Below are 17,882 nucleotides of genomic sequence, written 5' to 3'. Positions count from 1 at the left end.
GAGAGGTGAGGGCGGCGCGCCGCTTACCCCTCCGTCCGCCAGCCCGCCTTGTCGAGGATCGCCGCGATCAGCTGCTGGCTCTTCAAGGCCTCCGCCCCCGACACCACGGGATCCCGGCCCTCCTTGATCGCGTCGAGGAAGTCGCCGATCAGCGACCGGTGCCAGTCGTGCGGGAAGTCCATGACATTGGCGCCGCCGCCGGTCGCTCCCTCATGCCGCACCACGATCTCCTCCCGCCCGTCGATGAAGGCGGCGCGCAAAGTGCCGCCGGCGAGCCAGGCGGTGCCGAGCGTGCCCATGATCTCGATGCGCTCCTCGCCGCCCGGAAAGGCCGCCGTCGTCGCCTGGATGACGCCCGGCGCACCGTTGTCGAGCCGTACCAGCGCCGCGGCGAAATCCTCCGTCTCCATCCGGTGAACCGGCGTGGTCGCTGCGGTCGCCGCCGTCACCGTCATGTCGCCGACCAGCGAGCGGAACAGGTCCAGCGTATGGATCGCCTGGGTGATCAGCACGCCGCCGCCGTCGCGGGCGAGGGTGCAGCGGCCCGGCTGGTCGTAATAGGCCTGCGGCCGCCACCACGGCACGGTGCAGCTCGCCGCCCCGATCCGCCCCAGCGCGCCCTCGTCCAGCAGCGCCTTGAGCCTGAGCGAGGCCGGCCGGAAGCGATGCTGCAGCGTCACACCGAGGGTGAGGCCCGCCCCGCGCATGCCCGCAACGATGGCCTCCGCCCGGTCGAGACTGATGTCGAGCGGCTTTTCCAACAGCACGTGCTTGCGCCCGCGGGCCGCCTCCCTGACCAGCTCCAGATGGGAGTTCGGGGGTGTGAGGATCCACACCGCGTCGACGTCGCTCGCGCCTAGCACGCCCTCGATGTCCGTCGTCACGGGGAAGGGGAAGCGGCCAGCGAAGGCCTTCATCCGCTCCTCGCTGCGGGAGGCGGCTGCCACCACCTCGACGCGGTCCTTGAGGTCGAGAAGGCTTTTCGCATGCGGCTCCACCGCATTGCCGAGGCCGATGATGCCGATGCGGATGCGCGCCATGGATGTCCTGCCCTGATCCTGCCGCGCGTGCCGGCGGCTTGGCGCGAGTGTGGGCGATTTGCCGCCGGGTTGAAAACGCTTTGCGGCCGGCCAGCCTTCCGCTGGGGCGCTTGCTTAAGCCCCGCGGCCCATGCACATATCGCGGGCCTTTCGGAGCCCCTCATGACCAAGCTGAAGATCACCGCCGGCCCCTACACCTTCGTCGCCAAGCTGGAGACAGAGGCCGCCCCCAAGACCTGCGCCGCTTTCCTGAAGGCCCTGCCCTTCATCTCGGAGATCATCCACGTGCGCTGGAGCGGCGAGGGCGTTTGGATGCCGCTTGGCGACCTCGATTTCGGCGTCGGCTATGAGAACGCCACGAGCCACCCCGCGCCCGGCCAGATCATCCTCTATCCCGGCGGCGTCTCGGAGACCGAGATCCTCATGGCCTATGGCCCGGTCTCCTTCGCCTCCAAGGCCGGCCCGCTCGCCGGCAACCATTTCCTGTCGATCATCGAGGGGATGGAGAACGTCCATCCGCTCGGCCGCATGGTGCTGCTGAAAGGCGCCCAGCCCATCCGCTTCGACCTGATGTGAGCGTGACGATGGCCGGGGGGAGCATCGCCCGCGGCGGCAAGGCCGTCCACGGCGCGCCCCTCGGCATTCTCATGCTGGAGACCCGTTTCGCCCGCGTGCCGGGCGACATGGGCAATGCCACCACCTGGCCCTTCCCCGTCCTCTACCGCGTGGTGCGCGGCGCCTCTGCCGAGCGCGTCGTGCTGGACGGGGCGAAGGGCCTGCTTCCCGCCTTCATCGCTGCCGCCCGCGAGCTCGTCGACGAGGGCGCCGAGGCCATCACCACGACCTGCGGGTTCCTCAGCCTCTTCCAGCGCGAGCTGGCGGCAGCGGTTGCCGTGCCAGTCGCGACCTCCGCACTGATGCAGATCCCCTGGGTGCAGGCGACGCTGCCGCCGGGCCGCCGCGTCGGCGTCATCACGGTCAGCGCGCCGTCGCTGACCCCCGCGCATTTCGCCGCCGTCGGCGCCCCCGCCGACACGCCCGTCGCCGGGATCGAGGGCGGGCGCGAGCTCTTCCGCGTGCTGGTGAAGGCGGAGAAGCACGACCTCGACACGGCGCTGGCGGAAGCCGACATCCTTGCCGCCGGCCGCGACCTGCTCGCCCGCCATCCGGAGGTCGGCGCCATCGTGCTCGAATGCACGAACATGCCGCCCTATGCGAGCGCCCTCAGCGCCGAACTGGGCCTGCCGGTCTTCGACGTCTATTCGCTCATCACCTGGCTGCATCAGGGCCTGCGCCCCCGCCGCTTCGGCTGAGCCTCCCCCAAACGGCCGATCGCGTCCTTCCCGATTGACCCGGGCACGGCAATGTTATTTGTTTGCGAGCAAGCAAATAACATGACGGCGGGATGACGGGATGGGCGCGGTGCCGCGCAAGGCGATCGGGGCAGGGGAGGCGGTCATCGCCGCCGCCGAGCCCGTCGCGATCCGCCGCCGCCGCACCCAGGCCGAACGCCGCGCCGAGGCCGAGAGCCGCATGCTGTCGGCGGCCGCCGAGATCGTCGCCGAGAAGGGCGTCGATGGCCTGACTCTGGCCGAGGCGGGCGAGCGCGCCGGCTACAGCCGCGGCCTTGCCGGCCACTATTTCCGCTCCAAGGACGAGCTCCTCGCCGCCATGGCCGAGGCCATCCACGACGAGTTCACCCAGCAGCGCCGCGAGCGGCTGCGCGGCACCAGCGGCCTTGCCCGCCTCGTCGCGACGATCGATGCCTCCTTCGCCCGGCCCGCCGTCGGCCTCACCAAGATGCGCGCCTATATTGCTGTGCTCATGGGCGCCGCCCACAAGCCGGCGCTCGCCGAGGCGGTCGCCACCTTCAACCGCGATTCCGCCACCGAGTTCGGCCGCCTCATCGCCAGCGCCATCGAGGCCGGGGAGATCCGCCCGGATATCGATGCGCGCACCCAGGCGCTCATCCTCTCCGCAGCGCTGCGCGGCATCATGGCCCAGTGGGTGCTCGATCCCGAGGGCGTCGACCTCGCCGGCATCCGCGCCGAATTCCTGGGGCTCGTCTCGCGCAGCCTCGCCGCCACCCCCATCCCGACCTGAACGAGAAACCCAAAAGGAGGATCCCCATGGATTTCACTATGTCTGACCGCCAGCGCTACTGGCGCGACCGCGTCATCGCCTTCATGGACGCCCACGTCTATCCGGCGATCCCGACCTACGACGCCCAGATGGAGGGTTTTGGCGCCAACCGCTGGCAGGTCGTCCCCGTGCTGGAGGAGCTGAAGGCCAAGGCCAAGGCGGAAGGCCTGTGGAACCTCTTCCTGCCGCCCTCGGCCGAACATGACGACGACGAGTTCCACGGCGCCGGCCTCACCAACCTCGAATATGCCATGTGCTCCGAGCAGATGGGCCGGGTCGGCTTCGGCTCCGAGGTCTTCAACTGCTCAGCGCCCGACACCGGCAACATGGAGGTGCTGCACCGCTATGGCTCGCGCTACCAGAAGGAGACCTGGCTGCGTCCGCTCATGGCCGGCCAGATCCGCTCGGCCTTCCTCATGACCGAGCCGGCGGTCGCCTCCTCGGATGCCACCAACATCGAGACCTCCATCCGCCGCGACGGCAACGACTACGTCATCAACGGCCGCAAGTGGTGGTCGTCCGGCGTCGGTGACCCGCGCTGCAAGATCGCCATCGTCATGGGCAAGACCGACACGGGCGCGGCCAAGCACATGCAGCAGTCGCAGATCCTCGTGCCGCTCGACGCGCCCGGCGTGAAGATCCTGCGCCACCTGCCGGTCTTCGGCTTCGACGATGCGCCCCACGGCCATTCCGAGGTGCTCCTGGAGAATGTTCGCGTGCCGGCCGAGAACCTCATTCTCGGCGAGGGCCGCGGCTTCGAGATCGCGCAAGGGCGCCTCGGCCCGGGCCGGATCCATCACTGCATGCGCACCATCGGCGTTGCCGAAGTGGCGCTGGAGAAGATGATCAAGCGCATCCAGTCGCGCGTCGCCTTCGGCAAGCGCGTGTCCGAGCATTCGGTCTGGGAGCAGCGCATCGCCGAGGCCCGCATCGACATCGAGATGACGCGCCTCCTCTGCCTCAAGGCGGCGGACATGATGGACAAGGTCGGCAACAAGGTCGCCAAGCTGGAGATCGCCATGATCAAGGTGGCGGCGCCGCGCGTCGCCCTCAAGGTCATCGACGACGCCATCCAGGCCCATGGCGGCGGCGGCGTGACCACCGATTTCGGTCTCGCCAAGGCCTATGCCCATATCCGCACCCTGCGCCTCGCCGATGGTCCGGACGAGGTCCACAACCGCTCCATCGCGCGCATGGAGATGGGCAAGTACGTGAACCATTGAGGGTGATGGGCAGGCGGCGGCCGGTCGGTCCGGCTGCCGTCGCCGGCTTCATGCCCCACCCGCACCCTCCCCTCGCTGGCGCGAGGAGAGGGAGACTTCGACGGCGCGGGTCATTGGACAGGTTGGGCCTGGCCCAGCCGTCTCGGCCTGAACGGGACGCCGTGGTCCCCCTCTCCTTGGAGCGGAGCGACAAGGGGAGGGGGAGGGTGGGGCCGTTCCCCGCACAGAACATTGGGAAGGACACGCCATGAATCTCTTCGACATGACCGGCAAGGTCGCCGTCATCACCGGCTCCTCGCGCGGCATCGGCCGGGCCATCGCCGAGCGCATGGCCGAGCACGGCGCCAAGGTCGTCATCTCCTCCCGCAAGGCCGGCCCCTGCGAGGAGGTGGCGAACGCCATCAATGCGAAGCACGGCGCCGGCACCGCCATCGTCGTGCCCGCCAACATCTCCTCGAAGGAGGACCTGCAGCGCCTCGTCGACGAGACGCGCGCCCAGCTCGGCCGCATCGACGTGCTGGTCTGCAACGCCGCCTCGAACCCCTATTACGGGCCGATGGCCGGCATCTCGGACGATGCCTTCGGCAAGATCCTCACCAACAACATCGTCGCCAACAACTGGCTGATCTCGATGGTCGTGCCGGAGATGATCGAGCGGAAGGACGGCTCCATCATCATCGTCTCCTCCATCGGCGGCCTGCGCGGCTCGGAGGTCATCGGCGCCTATTGCATCTCCAAGGCCGCCGACATGCAGCTCGCCCGCAACCTCGCCCACGAGCACGGCCGCCACAACATCCGCGTCAACTGCATCGCCCCCGGCCTCATCAAGACCGATTTCGCCAAGGCGCTGTGGGAGGACAAGGAGGCCCGCGAGGCGCGCGAGCGCGAGACGCCGCTCCGCCGCATCGGCGACCCCGACGAGATCGCGGGCGCCGCCGTCTATCTCGGCTCGAAGGCGAGCTCCTACATGACGGGACAGTGCCTGGTGGTCGATGGTGGCGTGACGATCTGAGTCGGTCTCGAGGGACGAGGCTTGGCCTCGTCCCCAGGCCCTCAATACAGCCCCGTGCCGCCGTTGATCTGCACCGTCTCGCCGGTGATGAACGAGGCCTGGTCCGAGGCAAGGAACAGCACGAGGTTGGCGACATCCTCCGCCGTGCCTTCGCGCCGGAGCGGCGTCTGCTCCACCACCGCCTTGCGGCCCTCCGGCGTGTTGAACTGCACGTGGAAGCGCGTGGCGATCAGCCCCGGCGCGACGCCGTTGACCCGGATGCCGTGGGGCCCGAGCTCCTTCGCCAGACCCCGCGTATAGGTGACGATAGCGCCCTTCGACGCCGCATAGTGCAGGGCGCCCGGGCCACCGCCGTTCATCGCCGCCAGCGACGACATGGTGACGATGGCGCCGGACTTCTTCTCCACCATGATCGCCGCAGCCGCCCGGCAGGTCAGGTAGGTCGACATCACGTTGAGGTCGAAGGTCCGCTCCCACAGGTCGAGGGTCGAATCCGCCGTGCCGACGCGCTGCAGGATGCCGCCGGCATTGGTGAAGACGACGTCGACCGTGCCGAAGGCGCGGACCGCCGCGGCGAAGGCCGCCGTGACCTCGTCCTCGCGCGTCATGTCCGCCTTGATGGCGAGGGCCTGGCCCCCGGTCGCGGCGATCTCCTGCTCCAACGCATTCGCCTCGGCGCCGCTGGAAATATAGGTGAAGGCGACCTTCGCCCCGGCCTTCGCGAAGCCGCGCGTCGCGGCCTCGCCGATGCCGGACGCGCCGCCGGTGACGAAGGCCACCTTGCCGTTGAAGTCCATGATGCACTCCTTGCGAGTCGGGGAGGGGTCTCGCCCCTCAGTTCAGGAATTCCGGCGAGACCAGGCTTGGCAGGAACAGCGTCACCTTCGGCCAGACGATGACCAGCGCCAGCACCATCAGCAGCGGGATCAGCATGATCACCGTGTCCTTGATGGCGTCGCGCATGCGCATCCCCGCCACCGCGCAAGCGATCATCAGACAGAGCCCGTAGGGTGGCGTCACCAGCCCGAAGGCCAGCGACACGATGCCGATCATCGCGAAATGGACGGGGTCCATCTCCACCGCCTTGGCCAGCGGCTGGAGGATCGGCCCGCAGATGATGATGGCGGGGATGGCGTCGAGGAAGCAGCCGACCACCAGGAACACGCCGGCGATGAAGAAGCCGGTGGCGATGAAGCCCATGTTCCAGGCCGAGACACCCGCGAGGATCGCCTCGGGGATCTTGTAATAGGCCAGCAGCCAGCCGAAGCAGCTCGCCGTGCCGACGCAGAACAGGATGATGCCGGTGAGCTTTCCGGTGTCGAGCAGGGCCGAATAGAGCCCCTTCGCGTCCATCTCGCGATAGACCACGAAGGACAGCACGCCGGCATAGAGCACGGCGATCGCGGCGGATTCGGTGGCGGTGAACCAGCCGAAGATCTTGCCGCCGATGATGATGCCCGGCGTCATCAGCGCGAGGAAGGAATGGGCGCAGGCGCAGATGAAGGCGCGCCAGGTCTCGCGCGGATAGGTCGGATAGCCCCGCCTCACCGCATAGACATGCACCGTCGCCATCTGAGCCAGCGCGATGAGGATGCCGGGGATGATGCCGGCCAGGAACAGCGCACCCACCGAGGTGGTGAGGATGCCGCCCCAGACGATCATGAGGATCGACGGGGGGATGATGACCGCCAGCACCGCCGAGACCGCGGTGATCGCCACCGAGAAGGAGTCGTCATAGCCCTCGCGGCGCTGGGCCTCGATGAAGATCTTCGACTGGCTCGCGGCATCCGCCGTGGACGAGCCGGAAATGCCGGCGAAGAACAGCGACAGCACGACGTTGATCTGGGCAAGGCCGCCCGGCCAGTGGCCGACCATGGTGCGCGACAGCTTCAGGAGCCGGTCGGTGATGCCGCCGATGTTCATGAGGTTGGCGGTGAGCAGGAAGAACGGCACCGCCAGGAGGATGAAGGAATTGAAGGCGTTGAAGCTCTCCGACATCAGCGTGACCGTGTCGAGGCGCGGCTCGATGAGCAGGATCGGCAGGCAGGCGAGGCCGAGCGCGAAGGCGACCGGCACGCGCAGCGCGATGAGCGCGAAGAAGGACCCGAACAGGACGAAGGCCGCCTGCCCGGCGGTGAGCACGGAGCCGGTCATAGGTTGAGCGTCCCTGCGTCGATATCCGCCAGCGAAGCCTTCTGCGGCGGGGCCTTGCGGCCGGTCATGATGAGGATGTCATCGAGCATCTGCTCGCCGAGGAAGACGATCCAGGTGACGCCCATCAGCGGCCAGGGCAGGTGGATCAGCCAGAGCGGCAGGTCGGCCAGTTCCGAGGTGCGGAACCAGGCGAACTGCGTGAACTTGATGCCGGCGAAGACGAAGACGCAGGCCATTACCAGCACGCCGATGCGGCCGACGAAGCGCGCCACGGCTTCGCCGCGCGGCGGCAGTTCCGGCATGACGTCGACCTCGAAATGGGTGGACTCGCGAACGCCGATCATCGCGCCGATGGCAATGGCCCAGATGAACAGGAACCGCGCCATCTCCTCGGTCCAGATGTAGCTCGGGATGAGATCGGTGTGGCGCGAGAAGATCTGCAGGCTGACCGGGATCAGCAGGATGGCGATCGACACGACCACCAGATGGGAGAGCAGGGCGGCATAGGCGGCGGTGAAGCGTCGCCAGAGGCTCGCCACGGGCTGCGCGGGGCTGTCGGTCGCCATGGGATGCTTTCGGATGCGATGAGGGTGGGGGCCCGCCGGCTTGCGGCGGGCCCGTGACCGCTGTCAGACGCCGCTGACCTGGCCGAAGATGCCCTCGGCGCCGACTTCCTTGGCGTAGGCCGCCATGACCGGGTCGGTGAGCTTCTTCATCGCATCGCGCTCTTCGAAGGCGATGCGCTTGAGACGGCCCGCCTTCTCCAGCGCCTCGAGCTTGGCCCCGTCCTCGCTGGACTCGACCTGGCGGCCATACTCTCCCGCCTCCGCGCCGGCCTGCAGGATGGCGTCCTGCAGGTCCTTCGGCAGGCTGGTCAGCGTCTTCATCGAGAAGCAGATCGGTCGGATCGACACCGCGTGCTGCGTCATGATGAGGTTCGGCGCGACCTCGAAGAACTTCATGGCCTCGACGCCTGCCGCCTCGTTCTCGCCCGCCTGGATCACGCCGTTCTGGATGGCGTTGTAGATCTCGTTATAGGCGATGACCGTCGGCGACATGCCGACCGCGGAGAAGGTGCGCGACCAGATCGGGGCGCCCTGGACGCGGATCTTGAGGCCGCGGATCTCCGCGAGGTTCTTGATCGGCTTGTTGGCGAAGATGTTGCGGGTGCCGCCGCCGGCATGGCCGACGAGCCTCACGCCGGCCCGGCGCTCCACCTCGTCCTCGATGGGCTTCAGCATCTTGGCGGCGACGACCTTGCCCATGTGGTCCACGTCGCGGAACACGAAGGGCGCATCGATGAAGGGCGCGGCGCGGGCGAAGGTCGACATATGCGCCGGCGAGACGATGCCGTAGTCCACAGCTCGGCCCTGGGCCATGTACTCGAAATACTGCTTCTCAAGACCGAGCGAGGAGTTCTTGTGCAGGTTGAAGGCGATCGGCTTGCCGTAGAGCGCCTTCACCCGCTCCTCAAAGCGGACCAGCGCCTTGGTGAAGGCGTGGTCGTCGTTGAACTGCACGGCGCCGTTCAGGGTGATCGGCGCCTGCGCCTTGAGGATCGAGGGGCTGCCGATGACAAAAGCCGCGGCGCCCATGCCTGCGAGCGCCCGACGGCGCGTGAGCCTGGTATCCATCTCCGTAATCCTCCCAGGATTTGTCGTGCACTCTGCGGTGCGGCCCGTCTTTCGCGGGTCTATGGGGATTATGAGCGGATGATTTCGTTGTGTTCAATCGCAAAACATCATGCTGCATCGCGAATTTAAATGGATTTATTTTGCGATGCAGAAGTCATTTTGCAGCGCGATGGCGGAACACAGTCTTTCCTCTGCGGATGTCGGGTGATGACGTTTTGCCCTGGGGCCACATCTCAGCCCGGGACCACGGGTCGATTGGTCGCAGCCAGGGGACAGCGGAAAGACGGGCTTGAGTAACCGCTTGTTTCCGAAGCAAATGCAGTACTCGCGCACCACAAGTTTTCGCCGGACGCGAATACCGCCTTATCTCCTTATGTAATCCGTAATTATAGCAGTTAAGGATGGCGATTAAGGATGTGTTCACAATGTTCTGTGACCCGGGCGGGGACCGGTTAGACTGATGCCGATGCTGGAGCCGATCGGACGGGACACGCTGGGGGAGGCGCATGCGCTGTTGGCGCAGGGCTTTCCCATGCGCTCGCCGGCCTTCTGGTCGGAGGGCCTGGAGCGGCTGTCGGCCCACCACGCCGCCGCCGGCCTCGGTCCCATCGGCCAGATCATGCGCATGAAGGGCGAGCCGGCCGGCGTCATGCTGACCATCCGCTCGCGCCGCGCCGATGGTCGCAGCGTCGTCAACCTGTCGAGCTGGTACGTCGACCCGCGCTTCCGCCTCCTCGCCCCGCGCATGCTGACCCGCGTCCTCGAGGAGCCGGCGGATGTCTTCACCGACCTGACGCCGAGCCCCGCCGTCACCGAGATGATCGGCCGGTTCGGCTTCGTCCAGCGCCATGCCGGCGCCCTTCTGGTGGCCCTGCCGGTGGCGGCTTTCGCCCCGGGCGGCGGCGCCCGCATCCTCGACGGCGTCCCGGAGGCGGCCGACGCCGCGCTCCTCGCCGGCCATCGGGAGCTCGGCTGCCTTGTGCTGCGGCTCGTCACGGCGTCCGGCGAGATGCCGCTGGTCGTCTCCATCGCCAGCCGCCGCGGCCTTCCCGTCGCCCGCCTGATCTATGCCACCGACCTTGCGGCGGTCCGCGCCGCCATCGGCCCGCTGGCCCGCCATCTCCTCGCGCGCGGCCTCGCCCTCTTGGAAATGCCCGCCGACCCCGGCGACAGCGTGCCGGGTGGCTGGTTCACCCGCCGCGCCCGGCCGACCTTCTTCCGCGGCGCGCCGCCGGCCGCCGCGGTCGACCACGCCTATTCCGAATTTGTTTTCCTGCGTATCTGATGATGGCATCCCCGGAGGACCCCCGCCGTGCAGGCTGAGACCATGGACGTGACCGACGACATCGCCGCCTTCCTGATCGAGCGCTTTCCGGTGCTCGCCGCGCGCGGCGTGACGCCTGCGACACCGCTGATCGCCAGCGGCGCCATCGACTCCCTCGGCATCCTCGACCTTGTCGCCTTCCTCGGCGAGCGCTTCGGCATCGAGCTGAGCGACGAGGATTTCGACCCCGACAATTTCGAGACGGTCGGCACCCTCGCCGCCTTCGTGGAGCGCCAGCGCGCGTGAGGCCGGAGCCGCATCTCCTCCATCATCTGCTGGACGCGACGGCAGCCGCCGTCCCGTACAGCATGGCCGTCGTGGACGGCGCGCGCAGCGCCACCTATGGCGAGCTGCACGCCGCCGCCCGGCATCTCGCGCGCCGCTTCCTCGCCGCCGGCCTCGAGCGCGGCGACCGCGTCGCCGTGGTGCTGCCGAAGAGCCTCGAGGAATGCGCCGCCATCTTCGCCGTCGCCATGGCCGGCGGCGTGGTCGTGCCCGTCAACGTCCTGCTGAAGCCGGCCCAGGTCCGCCACATCGTCGCCGATTGCGCGGCACGCATCGTTCTCACCCGTGACGAGCAGCTCGGTGAGCTGCGCGACGCCTTCGCCGGCCTCGACACGGTCCTCCTCACCACCGATGGCGCCGACGCCGCCGAGTTGACGCCCGACCTCCCGCTGCCGCGGGGCGGCATCGGCGAGGACCTCGCCGCCATCCTCTACACCTCCGGCTCCACCGGCCGCCCCAAGGGCGTGATGCTGAGCCACCGCAACCTGCTCGCCGGCACGCGCATCGTCCGCACCTATCTCGGCATCACCGCCGAGGACCGCATCCTCTCCATCCTGCCCTTCAGCTTCGACTACGGGCTGAACCAGCTGCTGACCTCCGTGGAGCAGGGCGCGCGGATCGTGCTGCTGACCTTCCAGTTTGGCGCCGACATCGTGAAGGCCATCGTCGCCCACGGCATCACCGGCCTTGCCGGCGTGCCGACCATCTGGGCGATCCTCACCCGCGCGACGCCGATGCTGGCGAAGACGCCGCTGCCGACGCTGCGCTACATCACCAATTCCGGTGGCGCGGTTCCCTCCGAGACGGTGTCGCGGCTGCGGATCCTCCTGCCCGAGACCCGCATCTTCCTGATGTACGGCCTCACCGAGGCCTTCCGCTCCACCTACCTGCCGCCGGAGGAGATCGACCGCCGGCCGACCTCCATCGGCAAGGCGATCCCCGAATGCGAGATGCTGGTCGTCACCGCCGATGGCCGGCGGGCGAAACCCGGCGAGGCCGGCATCCTCGTCCACCGCGGGCCGACCGTCTCGCTCGGCTACTGGAACCGGCCCGACGCCACCGCCGAGGTGCTGCGGCCCCATCCCTTCCGCCCGGCGACCGAGGGCGGCGAGACCGTCTGCTTCTCCGGCGACCTCGTCACCGAGGACGAGGAGGGCTTCCTCTATTTCGTCGCCCGCAACGACGCGATGATCAAATCCTCCGGCCACCGCATCAGCCCGACCGAGGTCGAGGAATGCCTGATGGCCATGGGCCATTTCCAGCAGGTGGCGGTGATCGGCCTGCCCGATCCCTTCGCGGGACAGAAGGTCCATGCCGTCGCCGTGGCGATCCGCGAGGTCGACATTGCGGCGGTGATGCAGGCCGCCGCCGAGCAGTTGCCGCCCTACATGGTGCCGCGCGCCCTGGAACTGGTGGAGCGCCTGCCCGTCACCCCCAACGGCAAGGTCGACTATGTCGGGCTCGTTCGGGAGCGGACGCATGGCTGAGCCGGGCCTGACCGACCGGCTGGTCGCCGAGAACTTCGCCGCTGCGGGCGATGACCTCCTCGTCGGCGGCATCCCCGCCCGCGCGCTCGCCGAACGTTTCGGCACGCCGCTCTTCGCCTATGACGCGGCGCTGATCCGCCGCGCCTATGCGGCTCTGGCCTCGGCGCTCGAAGGCTTCGCCGGCATCCACTATTCCATCAAGGCGAACCCCAATCCCGCCGTCGTCCGCGTGCTGCACGAGGCCGGTGCGGGCATCGAGATCGCCTCGCTCGGCGAGTTCCGCGCCGCCATCGCCGCGGGCGTCCCCCCGGCGGAGATGCTCTTTGCCGGACCCGGCAAGCGCCGCTCGGAGCTGGAGGCGGTGATTGCCGGTGGCATCGGCGAGATCCATCTCGAAAGCGTCGAGGAGGCCGCCCATGTGGAGGCCATCGGGGCCGCGCTCGGCCGGCGCGTCCCCGTCGCCATCCGCGTCAATCCGGTCGCCGAGGCGCAGGGCGGCGCCATGCGCATGGGCGGCAAGGCCGCGCCCTTCGGCTTCGACGAGGAGGATCTCGACGCCATCGTCGACCGCCTCGATGCCATGCCGCATCTCGACCTGTCCGGCGTCCACCTCTTCGCCGGCACGCAGATCCTCGATGCCGCCGTGCTGCTGGGACAGTGGCGGCACGCCCTCGGCATTGCGAGTCGGCTTGCCGCCCGCCTCGGCCGGCCGCTCCGCACCATCGATCTCGGCGGCGGGCTCGGCATTCCCTATTTCACCGGAGACGCGACTCTGGACCTCGCCGCCGTCAAGGCCGGCGTGCCGGATCTTGCGGCGCTGAAAGCCGCCGACCCGCTCATTCGCGACGCCCATGTCCTGGTCGAGCCCGGCCGCTACCTTGTCGGCGAGGCCGGCCTCTACCTCGCGGCGGTCCTGGCGGCGAAGGTCTCGCGCGGCCAGCGCTTCCTCGTCGTCGATGGCGGCATGCACCACCACCTCGCCGCCTCCGGCAATCTCGGGCAGGTCATCAAGCGCGATTATCCGGTCGTGCCCGCCTCGCGCATGGCGCAGGCGGCGGAAGGCCCGGCAAGCGTCGTCGGGCCGCTCTGCACGCCGCTGGACACGCTCGCCCGCAAGGTCGCGATGCCCGCCCTCGCCGAGGGCGATCTCGTCGCCGTGCTGCAATCGGGCGCCTATGGGCCGACGGCGAGCCCCGCGGGCTTCCTCAGCCACCCCGCGGCCGTCGAGGTGCTCATCGACGGCGGCGAGGCCCGCCGCATCGGCGGCCCCGCGGAGACAGCGGCCTAGTACTGCGAGGCCTTGCCGAGATCGGCGCCCTTGGCGGCGAGGGTCTTGTCCACCCAGCTGCGGTCCAGCCTGCCCTCGGCGATCGCCTTCATCGTGGCGTCTTCCGCCGCGAGCTGCTTGCGCGCGAGCGCGGCGACCGCCGCCACCTCGGCCCGCGGCACCGCCAGCACGCCGTCCGCATCCCCCACCATGAGGTCGCCGGGCATGATGCACTGGCCGCCGACCACTGCGCCCGTGTTGATCTCGCCCGGGCCGTCCTTGTAGGGGCCGCGATGGGTGATGCCCGCCGCGAAGACCGGCAGGCTCATCGTGGCCAGCGCATCGGAATCGCGGATGGCGCCGTCGATGACGATGCCGGCGACACCGCGGCTCTCGGCGAGCCGCGCCATGATCTCGCCGATGATCGCATTGGTGAGGTCGCCGCCCGCATCGACCACGATGACGTCGCCGGGCTCGGCCATGTCGATGGCCTTGTGGACGAGGAGATTGTCGCCCGGCCGCGTCCGGACCGTCAGGGCGAAGCCGAGCATGGGCGTGCCGTCATGCATGGGCCTCAACGCCGGTCCGGCGGCGAAGAGCCGGCCCATATTGTCGCTGAGGAGCGGCGTCGGGATTCCCGCCAGCAGCTCCTTCAGCGCCGGATCGTTCGGCAGGGTCTTGGGCAGGATCTGGAACCCGAGCGCCATGGCGGCCTCCTCAGCCGTTGAAGCCTTCGATGGCCACGAGGTCCAGCGCATCCAGCAGGGCGCGCTTCTCCTGCTCGTTGGCCGAGCCCTCGATGGTGACGAGCGTGCGTCCGAGCAGCACCTGGATGTTGCCGTCGCGGGCCAGCACGGCCGTCTTGCCCTTCACGCGGAAGACCCGGCCCATGGTGCCGAGCAGCTGGGCATTGGAGAAGAGCGGCGCCATCTGGGCGATGAGCGGCGAGTTCGCCAGAACCTGCACCGTCGCCTCGCGGCTGCCGATGGAATAGCGCCGCTTGGCGATGAGGCCGCCGCCGAACATGGCCGCGGCGCTGGCGTCGGTCTCGGCCTCGCCGGCGGTCCAGCCGGCGGGCGCTGCCGGCAGGAAGCGGGAGAGGCCCGTGGCGCTGCGCTGGGCGATGAGCTGGGAGGCGACGTCGAGGGCCGCCTTGGCAGCGGCAAGGTCATTGGCGCGGTAGGCGCGGCGCGCCTCCTCGATGGCATCGCCGATATCGTCGGCGAAGGCGGCCGGCGCAGCCGCGCCGAGGGCGAGCGCGACGAGCACGGCCATGAGCGAAGCGCGGGTGAAGCGGGGGAGGGTCATGCGGCAGCGTCCTTGCGGGCGTGGCGGCGCGGAATCACCGCCGCGTCCGGTGATCCGCTATAGCCTGCCGCGACCGGGAACACACCTTGGCCGGACGAGGGCAGCCTATTCGCTGGCGAGGATGGTGTTGCGGACGATGGGATAGACCTGCCCTTCCCATTTGCGGCCGCTGAACACGCCGTAATGGCCGACGCCTGCCTGCATGTGGTGGCGCTTGCGGAAGGGCTTGAGCTTGGTGACGAGGTCGTGGGCCGCCACGGTCTGGCCGAGCGAGCAGATGTCGTCCCGCTCGCCCTCGACGGTGAGCAGCGCCGTCCGGCGGATCGCGGAGGGGTCCACCGGCCGGCCCTTGTAGGTGAGCTCGCCCTTCGGCAGCAGAGCCCGCTGGAACACCTTGTCGATGGTCTCGAGATAGAACTCGGCGGTGAGGTCGAGGACGGCGAAATACTCGTCGTAGAAGGTGCGGATCGCCTCGGCCTTCTCGGTCTCCCCGCGGGCGAGATGGCCGTGCAGGTCGAGATGCGACTTGATGTGCCGCTCCTTGTTCATCGACAGGAAGGCGATGACCTGCAGGAAGCCCGGATAGACCCGCCGGCCGGCGCCGGCGCAGGGCAGGGGCACCGTGTGGATGAGGTTCTGCTCGAACCACTCGTATGAGTGCTCGAAGGCGAGCTCGTTGACCTTGGTCGGGTTGATGCGCACGTCCACGGGGCCGGCCATCAGCGTCAGGCTGCGCGGCTGGTCGGGATCGTCCGCCTGGGCCATGACCGAGGCCGCCACCAGCGCCTGCACGCAGGGCTGGCACACCGCGACGATGTGCGTGCCGGATCCCAGCACATGCACGAAGTCGATGAGGTGCTCGACATATTCGTCGAAGCCGAAGCGCCCGGCCGTCCAGGGAATGTCGCGGGCGCTGTGCCAGTCGGTGATGAAGACGTCGTGGTCCTGCAGCAGCGTCTTGGCGGTGTTGCGCAGCAAGGTCGCAAAATGGCCGGAGAGCGGGGCGACCAGCAGCACCTTCGGCTGGACGACGTCGGTGTCCTTGCGGAAATGCAGCAGCGTGCCGAAGGGGGTGCGGTGGGTGACCTCCTCGGTCACCGCGACCTCGCGGTTGCCGACCATGACGGTGCGGATGCCGTAGTCCGGCCGCGCATGGGTGAAGCCTGCATGGGCGACCATGGTCCAGGTCGCCATCATCTCGCGGCCGAGCCGGCTGTCGGTCGCTTCCAGCCCCGGGCCGAAGGCAGCGAGCGCCAGCTTTGCCGCATCGCGCACCGGCTCGAACATCCGGGCCTGGAATTCGAAGGCACGATACATCATGAGCCGTCCGAACCTGTTGCCCCGCCCCCCTGGCGCGGCGCCCAAAAAAAGCTAGTGCACTTTTTGCTGCGCTGCGAGAGTATTCTTCCCATAGGGTTTCCCTCACGAAAGGGACCCTGCAGGGGAGATGCCCATGCCCAAGGCCCAGCTGACGATCTCCAGCAAGAACTACTCGTCGTGGTCCCTGCGCGGCTGGCTCATCTGCAAGCTGGCCGGCCTTGCCATCGACGAGGTCCATGTCTCCCTCGACGATCCCGGCCAGCGCGCCGAACTGCTGCTGCTCTCGCCCTCCTTCCTCGTGCCGGCCCTCATCGACGAGGACGCCAAGATCTGGGACACCTGGGCCATCGCCGAATATCTCAACGAGAAATATCCGGAGGCGGGGCTCTTCCCTGCCGATCGCATTGCCCGCGCCCATTGCCGCTCGATCTGCGGCGAGATGCATTCCGGCTTCCACAACCTGCGCTCGGCCCTGCCGATGAACCTGAAGGCCCGCTATGCCGGCTTCAAGGTCTGGGCCGGCGCGCAGCCCGATATCGAGCGCATCCTCGCCATCTGGGGCGAGTGCCTGGCCAAGCATGGCGGGCCGTTCCTGTTCGGCGCCAAGCCCACCGTGGCCGACGCCATGTATGCGCCGGTCTGCATGCGCTTCTACACCTACGACGTGCCCATCGACGCGCCGGCGGCCGCCTATTGCCGGACCATCATGGACTGGGCTCCGATGAAGGAATGGATCGCCGCCGCCAAGGCCGAGCCGGAGGAGATCGAGGAGCTGGATGTCGAGTTCTAGGCCGCGCCGGCGCCTTCCGCTTCTCGTCCTTCTCGCCATCCTCCTGCCGATCGGCATCGCTGCCGCGCACCATGCCGCGACCTACGAGGGGCCGGACTGGGGAGCCACGGGCCGCGCCAGCGCCGGGCTCCTGCCGCCGGCGGAAGCCTGGCCGGGCGCGACCATCCGCGTCTATGCCGCCCGCACCGTCCGCTGGCGCGGCATCTTCGCCACCCATACCTGGCTCGTCGTGAAGGAGGCGGGCGCCGCCCGCTACGACCGGTTCGACTACACGGCCTGGGGCGACCCGATCCGCACCAACGGCTTTCCGCCCGATGCGCGCTGGTTCGGCGCCGAACCCGTCCTGATCTTCGCCGCCGATGGCGAGGCCGCCGCGCGCGCCATCCCGAAGATCCGCGCCGCCATCGCCAGCTATGCCTGGCGCAACCGCGGCGACTACCGCGCCTGGCCGGGGCCGAATTCCAACACCTTCGTCGCGGCAGCTCTTGCGGCGGCACCGGAGCTTCAGGCCGTGCTACCGCCGACCGCCATCGGCAAGGACTATCCCCATGACGGCCGCTGGATCGCACTGGCCACCGGCGGGCTCGGCGTCCGCCTGAGCCTCGGCGGCTATCTCGGGCTGGCGGTCGGCTGGTACGAGGGCGTCGAGCTGAGCCTGTTCGGCGCGGTGATCGGCGTCGATGTGCGGCGCCCCGCGATCAAGCTCCCGGCCATCGGCCGCATCGGCATGGGCGAGGATTTCGTCTGAGGTATCCGCAGGTGTCGAGGTGATCAGCCCCTCACCCTTCCCTCTCCCCGCAGGCGGGGACAGGGGGACTTCGACGTCGCGCCTTCATATCGACCGCACTGCCAAGCAGATCCGATGGAGGCTGATGAGCGACGCTGTTGCCCCCTCT

At 68.8% G+C, this 17,882-nt stretch carries 19 protein-coding genes; 11 read left to right on the top strand and 8 right to left on the bottom strand.

Going from position 1 to position 17,882, the window contains the following annotated elements; genetic code table 11:
* Positions 1–23 precede the first annotated feature (23 nt).
* The gene (locus C8P69_RS06000; RefSeq protein WP_108174950.1) at positions 24–1,040 is read right to left on the bottom strand and encodes a Gfo/Idh/MocA family protein; all 1,017 of its coding nucleotides are present in this window, start codon (positions 1,038–1,040) and stop codon (positions 24–26) included.
* Between the two features lie 162 nt (positions 1,041–1,202).
* Between C8P69_RS06000 and C8P69_RS05995 the strand changes: the two genes are divergently transcribed.
* From C8P69_RS05995 to C8P69_RS05975, 5 genes are all read left to right on the top strand, one after another.
* Entirely contained in the window at positions 1,203–1,616 is a 414-nt protein-coding gene (locus C8P69_RS05995) for a DUF3830 family protein (RefSeq protein WP_108174949.1), read from the top strand.
* A gap of 8 nt (positions 1,617–1,624) precedes the next feature.
* A complete protein-coding gene (locus C8P69_RS05990; RefSeq protein WP_108174948.1) occupies positions 1,625–2,353 on the top strand; it encodes an aspartate/glutamate racemase family protein in 729 nt (242 codons plus the stop codon).
* 100 nt (positions 2,354–2,453) lie between these two features.
* A complete protein-coding gene (locus tag C8P69_RS05985; RefSeq protein ID WP_108174947.1) occupies positions 2,454–3,143 on the top strand; it encodes a TetR/AcrR family transcriptional regulator in 690 nt (229 codons plus the stop codon).
* A 26-nt stretch (positions 3,144–3,169) separates the two neighbouring features.
* On the top strand, positions 3,170–4,405 hold the full coding sequence (locus C8P69_RS05980) for an acyl-CoA dehydrogenase family protein (protein ID WP_108174946.1): 1,236 nt from the start codon (positions 3,170–3,172) through the stop codon (positions 4,403–4,405).
* Positions 4,406–4,652: 247 nt separating this feature from the next.
* Entirely contained in the window at positions 4,653–5,417 is a 765-nt protein-coding gene (locus tag C8P69_RS05975) for an SDR family NAD(P)-dependent oxidoreductase (RefSeq protein ID WP_108174945.1), read from the top strand.
* 41 nt (positions 5,418–5,458) lie between these two features.
* Here C8P69_RS05975 and C8P69_RS05970 read toward each other — a convergent pair whose 3' ends face one another.
* The 4 genes from C8P69_RS05970 to C8P69_RS05955 all read right to left on the bottom strand — a co-directional run bounded on the left by C8P69_RS05970 (position 5,459) and on the right by C8P69_RS05955 (position 9,205).
* A complete protein-coding gene (locus C8P69_RS05970; protein WP_108174944.1) occupies positions 5,459–6,214 on the bottom strand; it encodes an SDR family NAD(P)-dependent oxidoreductase in 756 nt (251 codons plus the stop codon).
* Between the two features lie 37 nt (positions 6,215–6,251).
* Entirely contained in the window at positions 6,252–7,571 is a 1,320-nt protein-coding gene (locus C8P69_RS05965; protein WP_108174943.1) for a TRAP transporter large permease, read from the bottom strand.
* Positions 7,568–8,137 carry a TRAP transporter small permease gene (locus C8P69_RS05960; protein WP_108174942.1) on the bottom strand — a complete coding sequence of 190 codons (570 nt, stop codon included), beginning with the start codon at positions 8,135–8,137 and terminating at the stop codon, positions 7,568–7,570. Before C8P69_RS05960 ends, C8P69_RS05965 begins: the two co-directional genes overlap by 4 nt.
* A 63-nt stretch (positions 8,138–8,200) precedes the next feature.
* Positions 8,201–9,205 (bottom strand): TRAP transporter substrate-binding protein, encoded by a 1,005-nt coding sequence (locus tag C8P69_RS05955; protein ID WP_108174941.1) that lies wholly within the window; start codon positions 9,203–9,205, stop codon positions 8,201–8,203.
* Between the two features lie 460 nt (positions 9,206–9,665).
* Between C8P69_RS05955 and C8P69_RS05950 the strand changes: the two genes are divergently transcribed.
* The 4 genes from C8P69_RS05950 to C8P69_RS05935 all read left to right on the top strand — a co-directional run bounded on the left by C8P69_RS05950 (position 9,666) and on the right by C8P69_RS05935 (position 13,589).
* Complete coding sequence (locus C8P69_RS05950; RefSeq protein WP_108174940.1) at positions 9,666–10,490, top strand: hypothetical protein; 825 nt, start codon at positions 9,666–9,668, stop codon at positions 10,488–10,490.
* Positions 10,491–10,517: 27 nt separating this feature from the next.
* Positions 10,518–10,775 (top strand): acyl carrier protein, encoded by a 258-nt coding sequence (locus C8P69_RS05945; protein WP_245901884.1) that lies wholly within the window; start codon positions 10,518–10,520, stop codon positions 10,773–10,775.
* Positions 10,776–10,837: 62 nt separating this feature from the next.
* Entirely contained in the window at positions 10,838–12,301 is a 1,464-nt protein-coding gene (locus C8P69_RS05940; protein ID WP_108175556.1) for an AMP-binding protein, read from the top strand.
* Positions 12,294–13,589 carry a type III PLP-dependent enzyme gene (locus tag C8P69_RS05935; RefSeq protein ID WP_108174938.1) on the top strand — a complete coding sequence of 432 codons (1,296 nt, stop codon included), beginning with the start codon at positions 12,294–12,296 and terminating at the stop codon, positions 13,587–13,589. Before C8P69_RS05940 ends, C8P69_RS05935 begins: the two co-directional genes overlap by 8 nt.
* On the opposite strand, the gene C8P69_RS05930 is transcribed toward C8P69_RS05935, so the two are convergent.
* The 3 genes from C8P69_RS05930 to C8P69_RS05920 form a co-directional block, all read right to left on the bottom strand.
* On the bottom strand, positions 13,586–14,275 hold the full coding sequence (locus C8P69_RS05930) for an RraA family protein (protein WP_108174937.1): 690 nt from the start codon (positions 14,273–14,275) through the stop codon (positions 13,586–13,588). The two genes, C8P69_RS05935 and C8P69_RS05930, sit on opposite strands and share 4 nt — an antisense overlap.
* 10 nt (positions 14,276–14,285) lie before the next feature.
* Positions 14,286–14,876, bottom strand: a complete 591-nt coding sequence (locus tag C8P69_RS05925) for a hypothetical protein (protein WP_108174936.1) — start codon at positions 14,874–14,876, stop codon at positions 14,286–14,288.
* 105 nt (positions 14,877–14,981) lie between these two features.
* On the bottom strand, positions 14,982–16,196 hold the full coding sequence (locus tag C8P69_RS05920; RefSeq protein ID WP_108174935.1) for a polyhydroxyalkanoate depolymerase: 1,215 nt from the start codon (positions 16,194–16,196) through the stop codon (positions 14,982–14,984).
* Between the two features lie 133 nt (positions 16,197–16,329).
* Between C8P69_RS05920 and C8P69_RS05915 the strand changes: the two genes are divergently transcribed.
* Positions 16,330–16,986, top strand: coding sequence for a glutathione S-transferase family protein (locus C8P69_RS05915; protein ID WP_108174934.1), 657 nt, complete (start codon positions 16,330–16,332; stop codon positions 16,984–16,986).
* Positions 16,973–17,734 (top strand): DUF3750 domain-containing protein, encoded by a 762-nt coding sequence (locus C8P69_RS05910; RefSeq protein WP_108174933.1) that lies wholly within the window; start codon positions 16,973–16,975, stop codon positions 17,732–17,734. Before C8P69_RS05915 ends, C8P69_RS05910 begins: the two co-directional genes overlap by 14 nt.
* Positions 17,735–17,882: the final 148 nt, after the last annotated feature.

The sequence above is a fragment of the Phreatobacter oligotrophus genome (assembly GCF_003046185.1).
GTDB lineage: Bacteria > Pseudomonadota > Alphaproteobacteria > Rhizobiales > Phreatobacteraceae > Phreatobacter > Phreatobacter oligotrophus.
Note: the sequence above shows the minus strand (reverse complement) of the source record. Positions and strands in the feature narration are given on the sequence as shown.

What these genes read in the sequence shown, in the direction of transcription:
- C8P69_RS06000 (WP_108174950.1), bottom strand. Translation starts at nt 1,040, where the DNA reads ATGGCGCGCATCCGCATCGGCATCATCGGCCTCGGCAATGCGGTGGAG.
- C8P69_RS05995 (WP_108174949.1), top strand. Translation starts at nt 1,203, where the DNA reads ATGACCAAGCTGAAGATCACCGCCGGCCCCTACACCTTCGTCGCCAAG.
- C8P69_RS05990 (WP_108174948.1), top strand. Translation starts at nt 1,625, where the DNA reads ATGGCCGGGGGGAGCATCGCCCGCGGCGGCAAGGCCGTCCACGGCGCG.
- C8P69_RS05985 (WP_108174947.1), top strand. Translation starts at nt 2,454, where the DNA reads ATGGGCGCGGTGCCGCGCAAGGCGATCGGGGCAGGGGAGGCGGTCATC.
- C8P69_RS05980 (WP_108174946.1), top strand. Translation starts at nt 3,170, where the DNA reads ATGGATTTCACTATGTCTGACCGCCAGCGCTACTGGCGCGACCGCGTC.
- C8P69_RS05975 (WP_108174945.1), top strand. Translation starts at nt 4,653, where the DNA reads ATGAATCTCTTCGACATGACCGGCAAGGTCGCCGTCATCACCGGCTCC.
- C8P69_RS05970 (WP_108174944.1), bottom strand. Translation starts at nt 6,214, where the DNA reads ATGGACTTCAACGGCAAGGTGGCCTTCGTCACCGGCGGCGCGTCCGGC.
- C8P69_RS05965 (WP_108174943.1), bottom strand. Translation starts at nt 7,571, where the DNA reads ATGACCGGCTCCGTGCTCACCGCCGGGCAGGCGGCCTTCGTCCTGTTC.
- C8P69_RS05960 (WP_108174942.1), bottom strand. Translation starts at nt 8,137, where the DNA reads ATGGCGACCGACAGCCCCGCGCAGCCCGTGGCGAGCCTCTGGCGACGC.
- C8P69_RS05955 (WP_108174941.1), bottom strand. Translation starts at nt 9,205, where the DNA reads ATGGATACCAGGCTCACGCGCCGTCGGGCGCTCGCAGGCATGGGCGCC.
- C8P69_RS05950 (WP_108174940.1), top strand. Translation starts at nt 9,666, where the DNA reads ATGCCGATGCTGGAGCCGATCGGACGGGACACGCTGGGGGAGGCGCAT.
- C8P69_RS05940 (WP_108175556.1), top strand. Translation starts at nt 10,838, where the DNA reads ATGGCCGTCGTGGACGGCGCGCGCAGCGCCACCTATGGCGAGCTGCAC.
- C8P69_RS05935 (WP_108174938.1), top strand. Translation starts at nt 12,294, where the DNA reads ATGGCTGAGCCGGGCCTGACCGACCGGCTGGTCGCCGAGAACTTCGCC.
- C8P69_RS05930 (WP_108174937.1), bottom strand. Translation starts at nt 14,275, where the DNA reads ATGGCGCTCGGGTTCCAGATCCTGCCCAAGACCCTGCCGAACGATCCG.
- C8P69_RS05925 (WP_108174936.1), bottom strand. Translation starts at nt 14,876, where the DNA reads ATGACCCTCCCCCGCTTCACCCGCGCTTCGCTCATGGCCGTGCTCGTC.
- C8P69_RS05920 (WP_108174935.1), bottom strand. Translation starts at nt 16,196, where the DNA reads ATGATGTATCGTGCCTTCGAATTCCAGGCCCGGATGTTCGAGCCGGTG.
- C8P69_RS05915 (WP_108174934.1), top strand. Translation starts at nt 16,330, where the DNA reads ATGCCCAAGGCCCAGCTGACGATCTCCAGCAAGAACTACTCGTCGTGG.
- C8P69_RS05910 (WP_108174933.1), top strand. Translation starts at nt 16,973, where the DNA reads ATGTCGAGTTCTAGGCCGCGCCGGCGCCTTCCGCTTCTCGTCCTTCTC.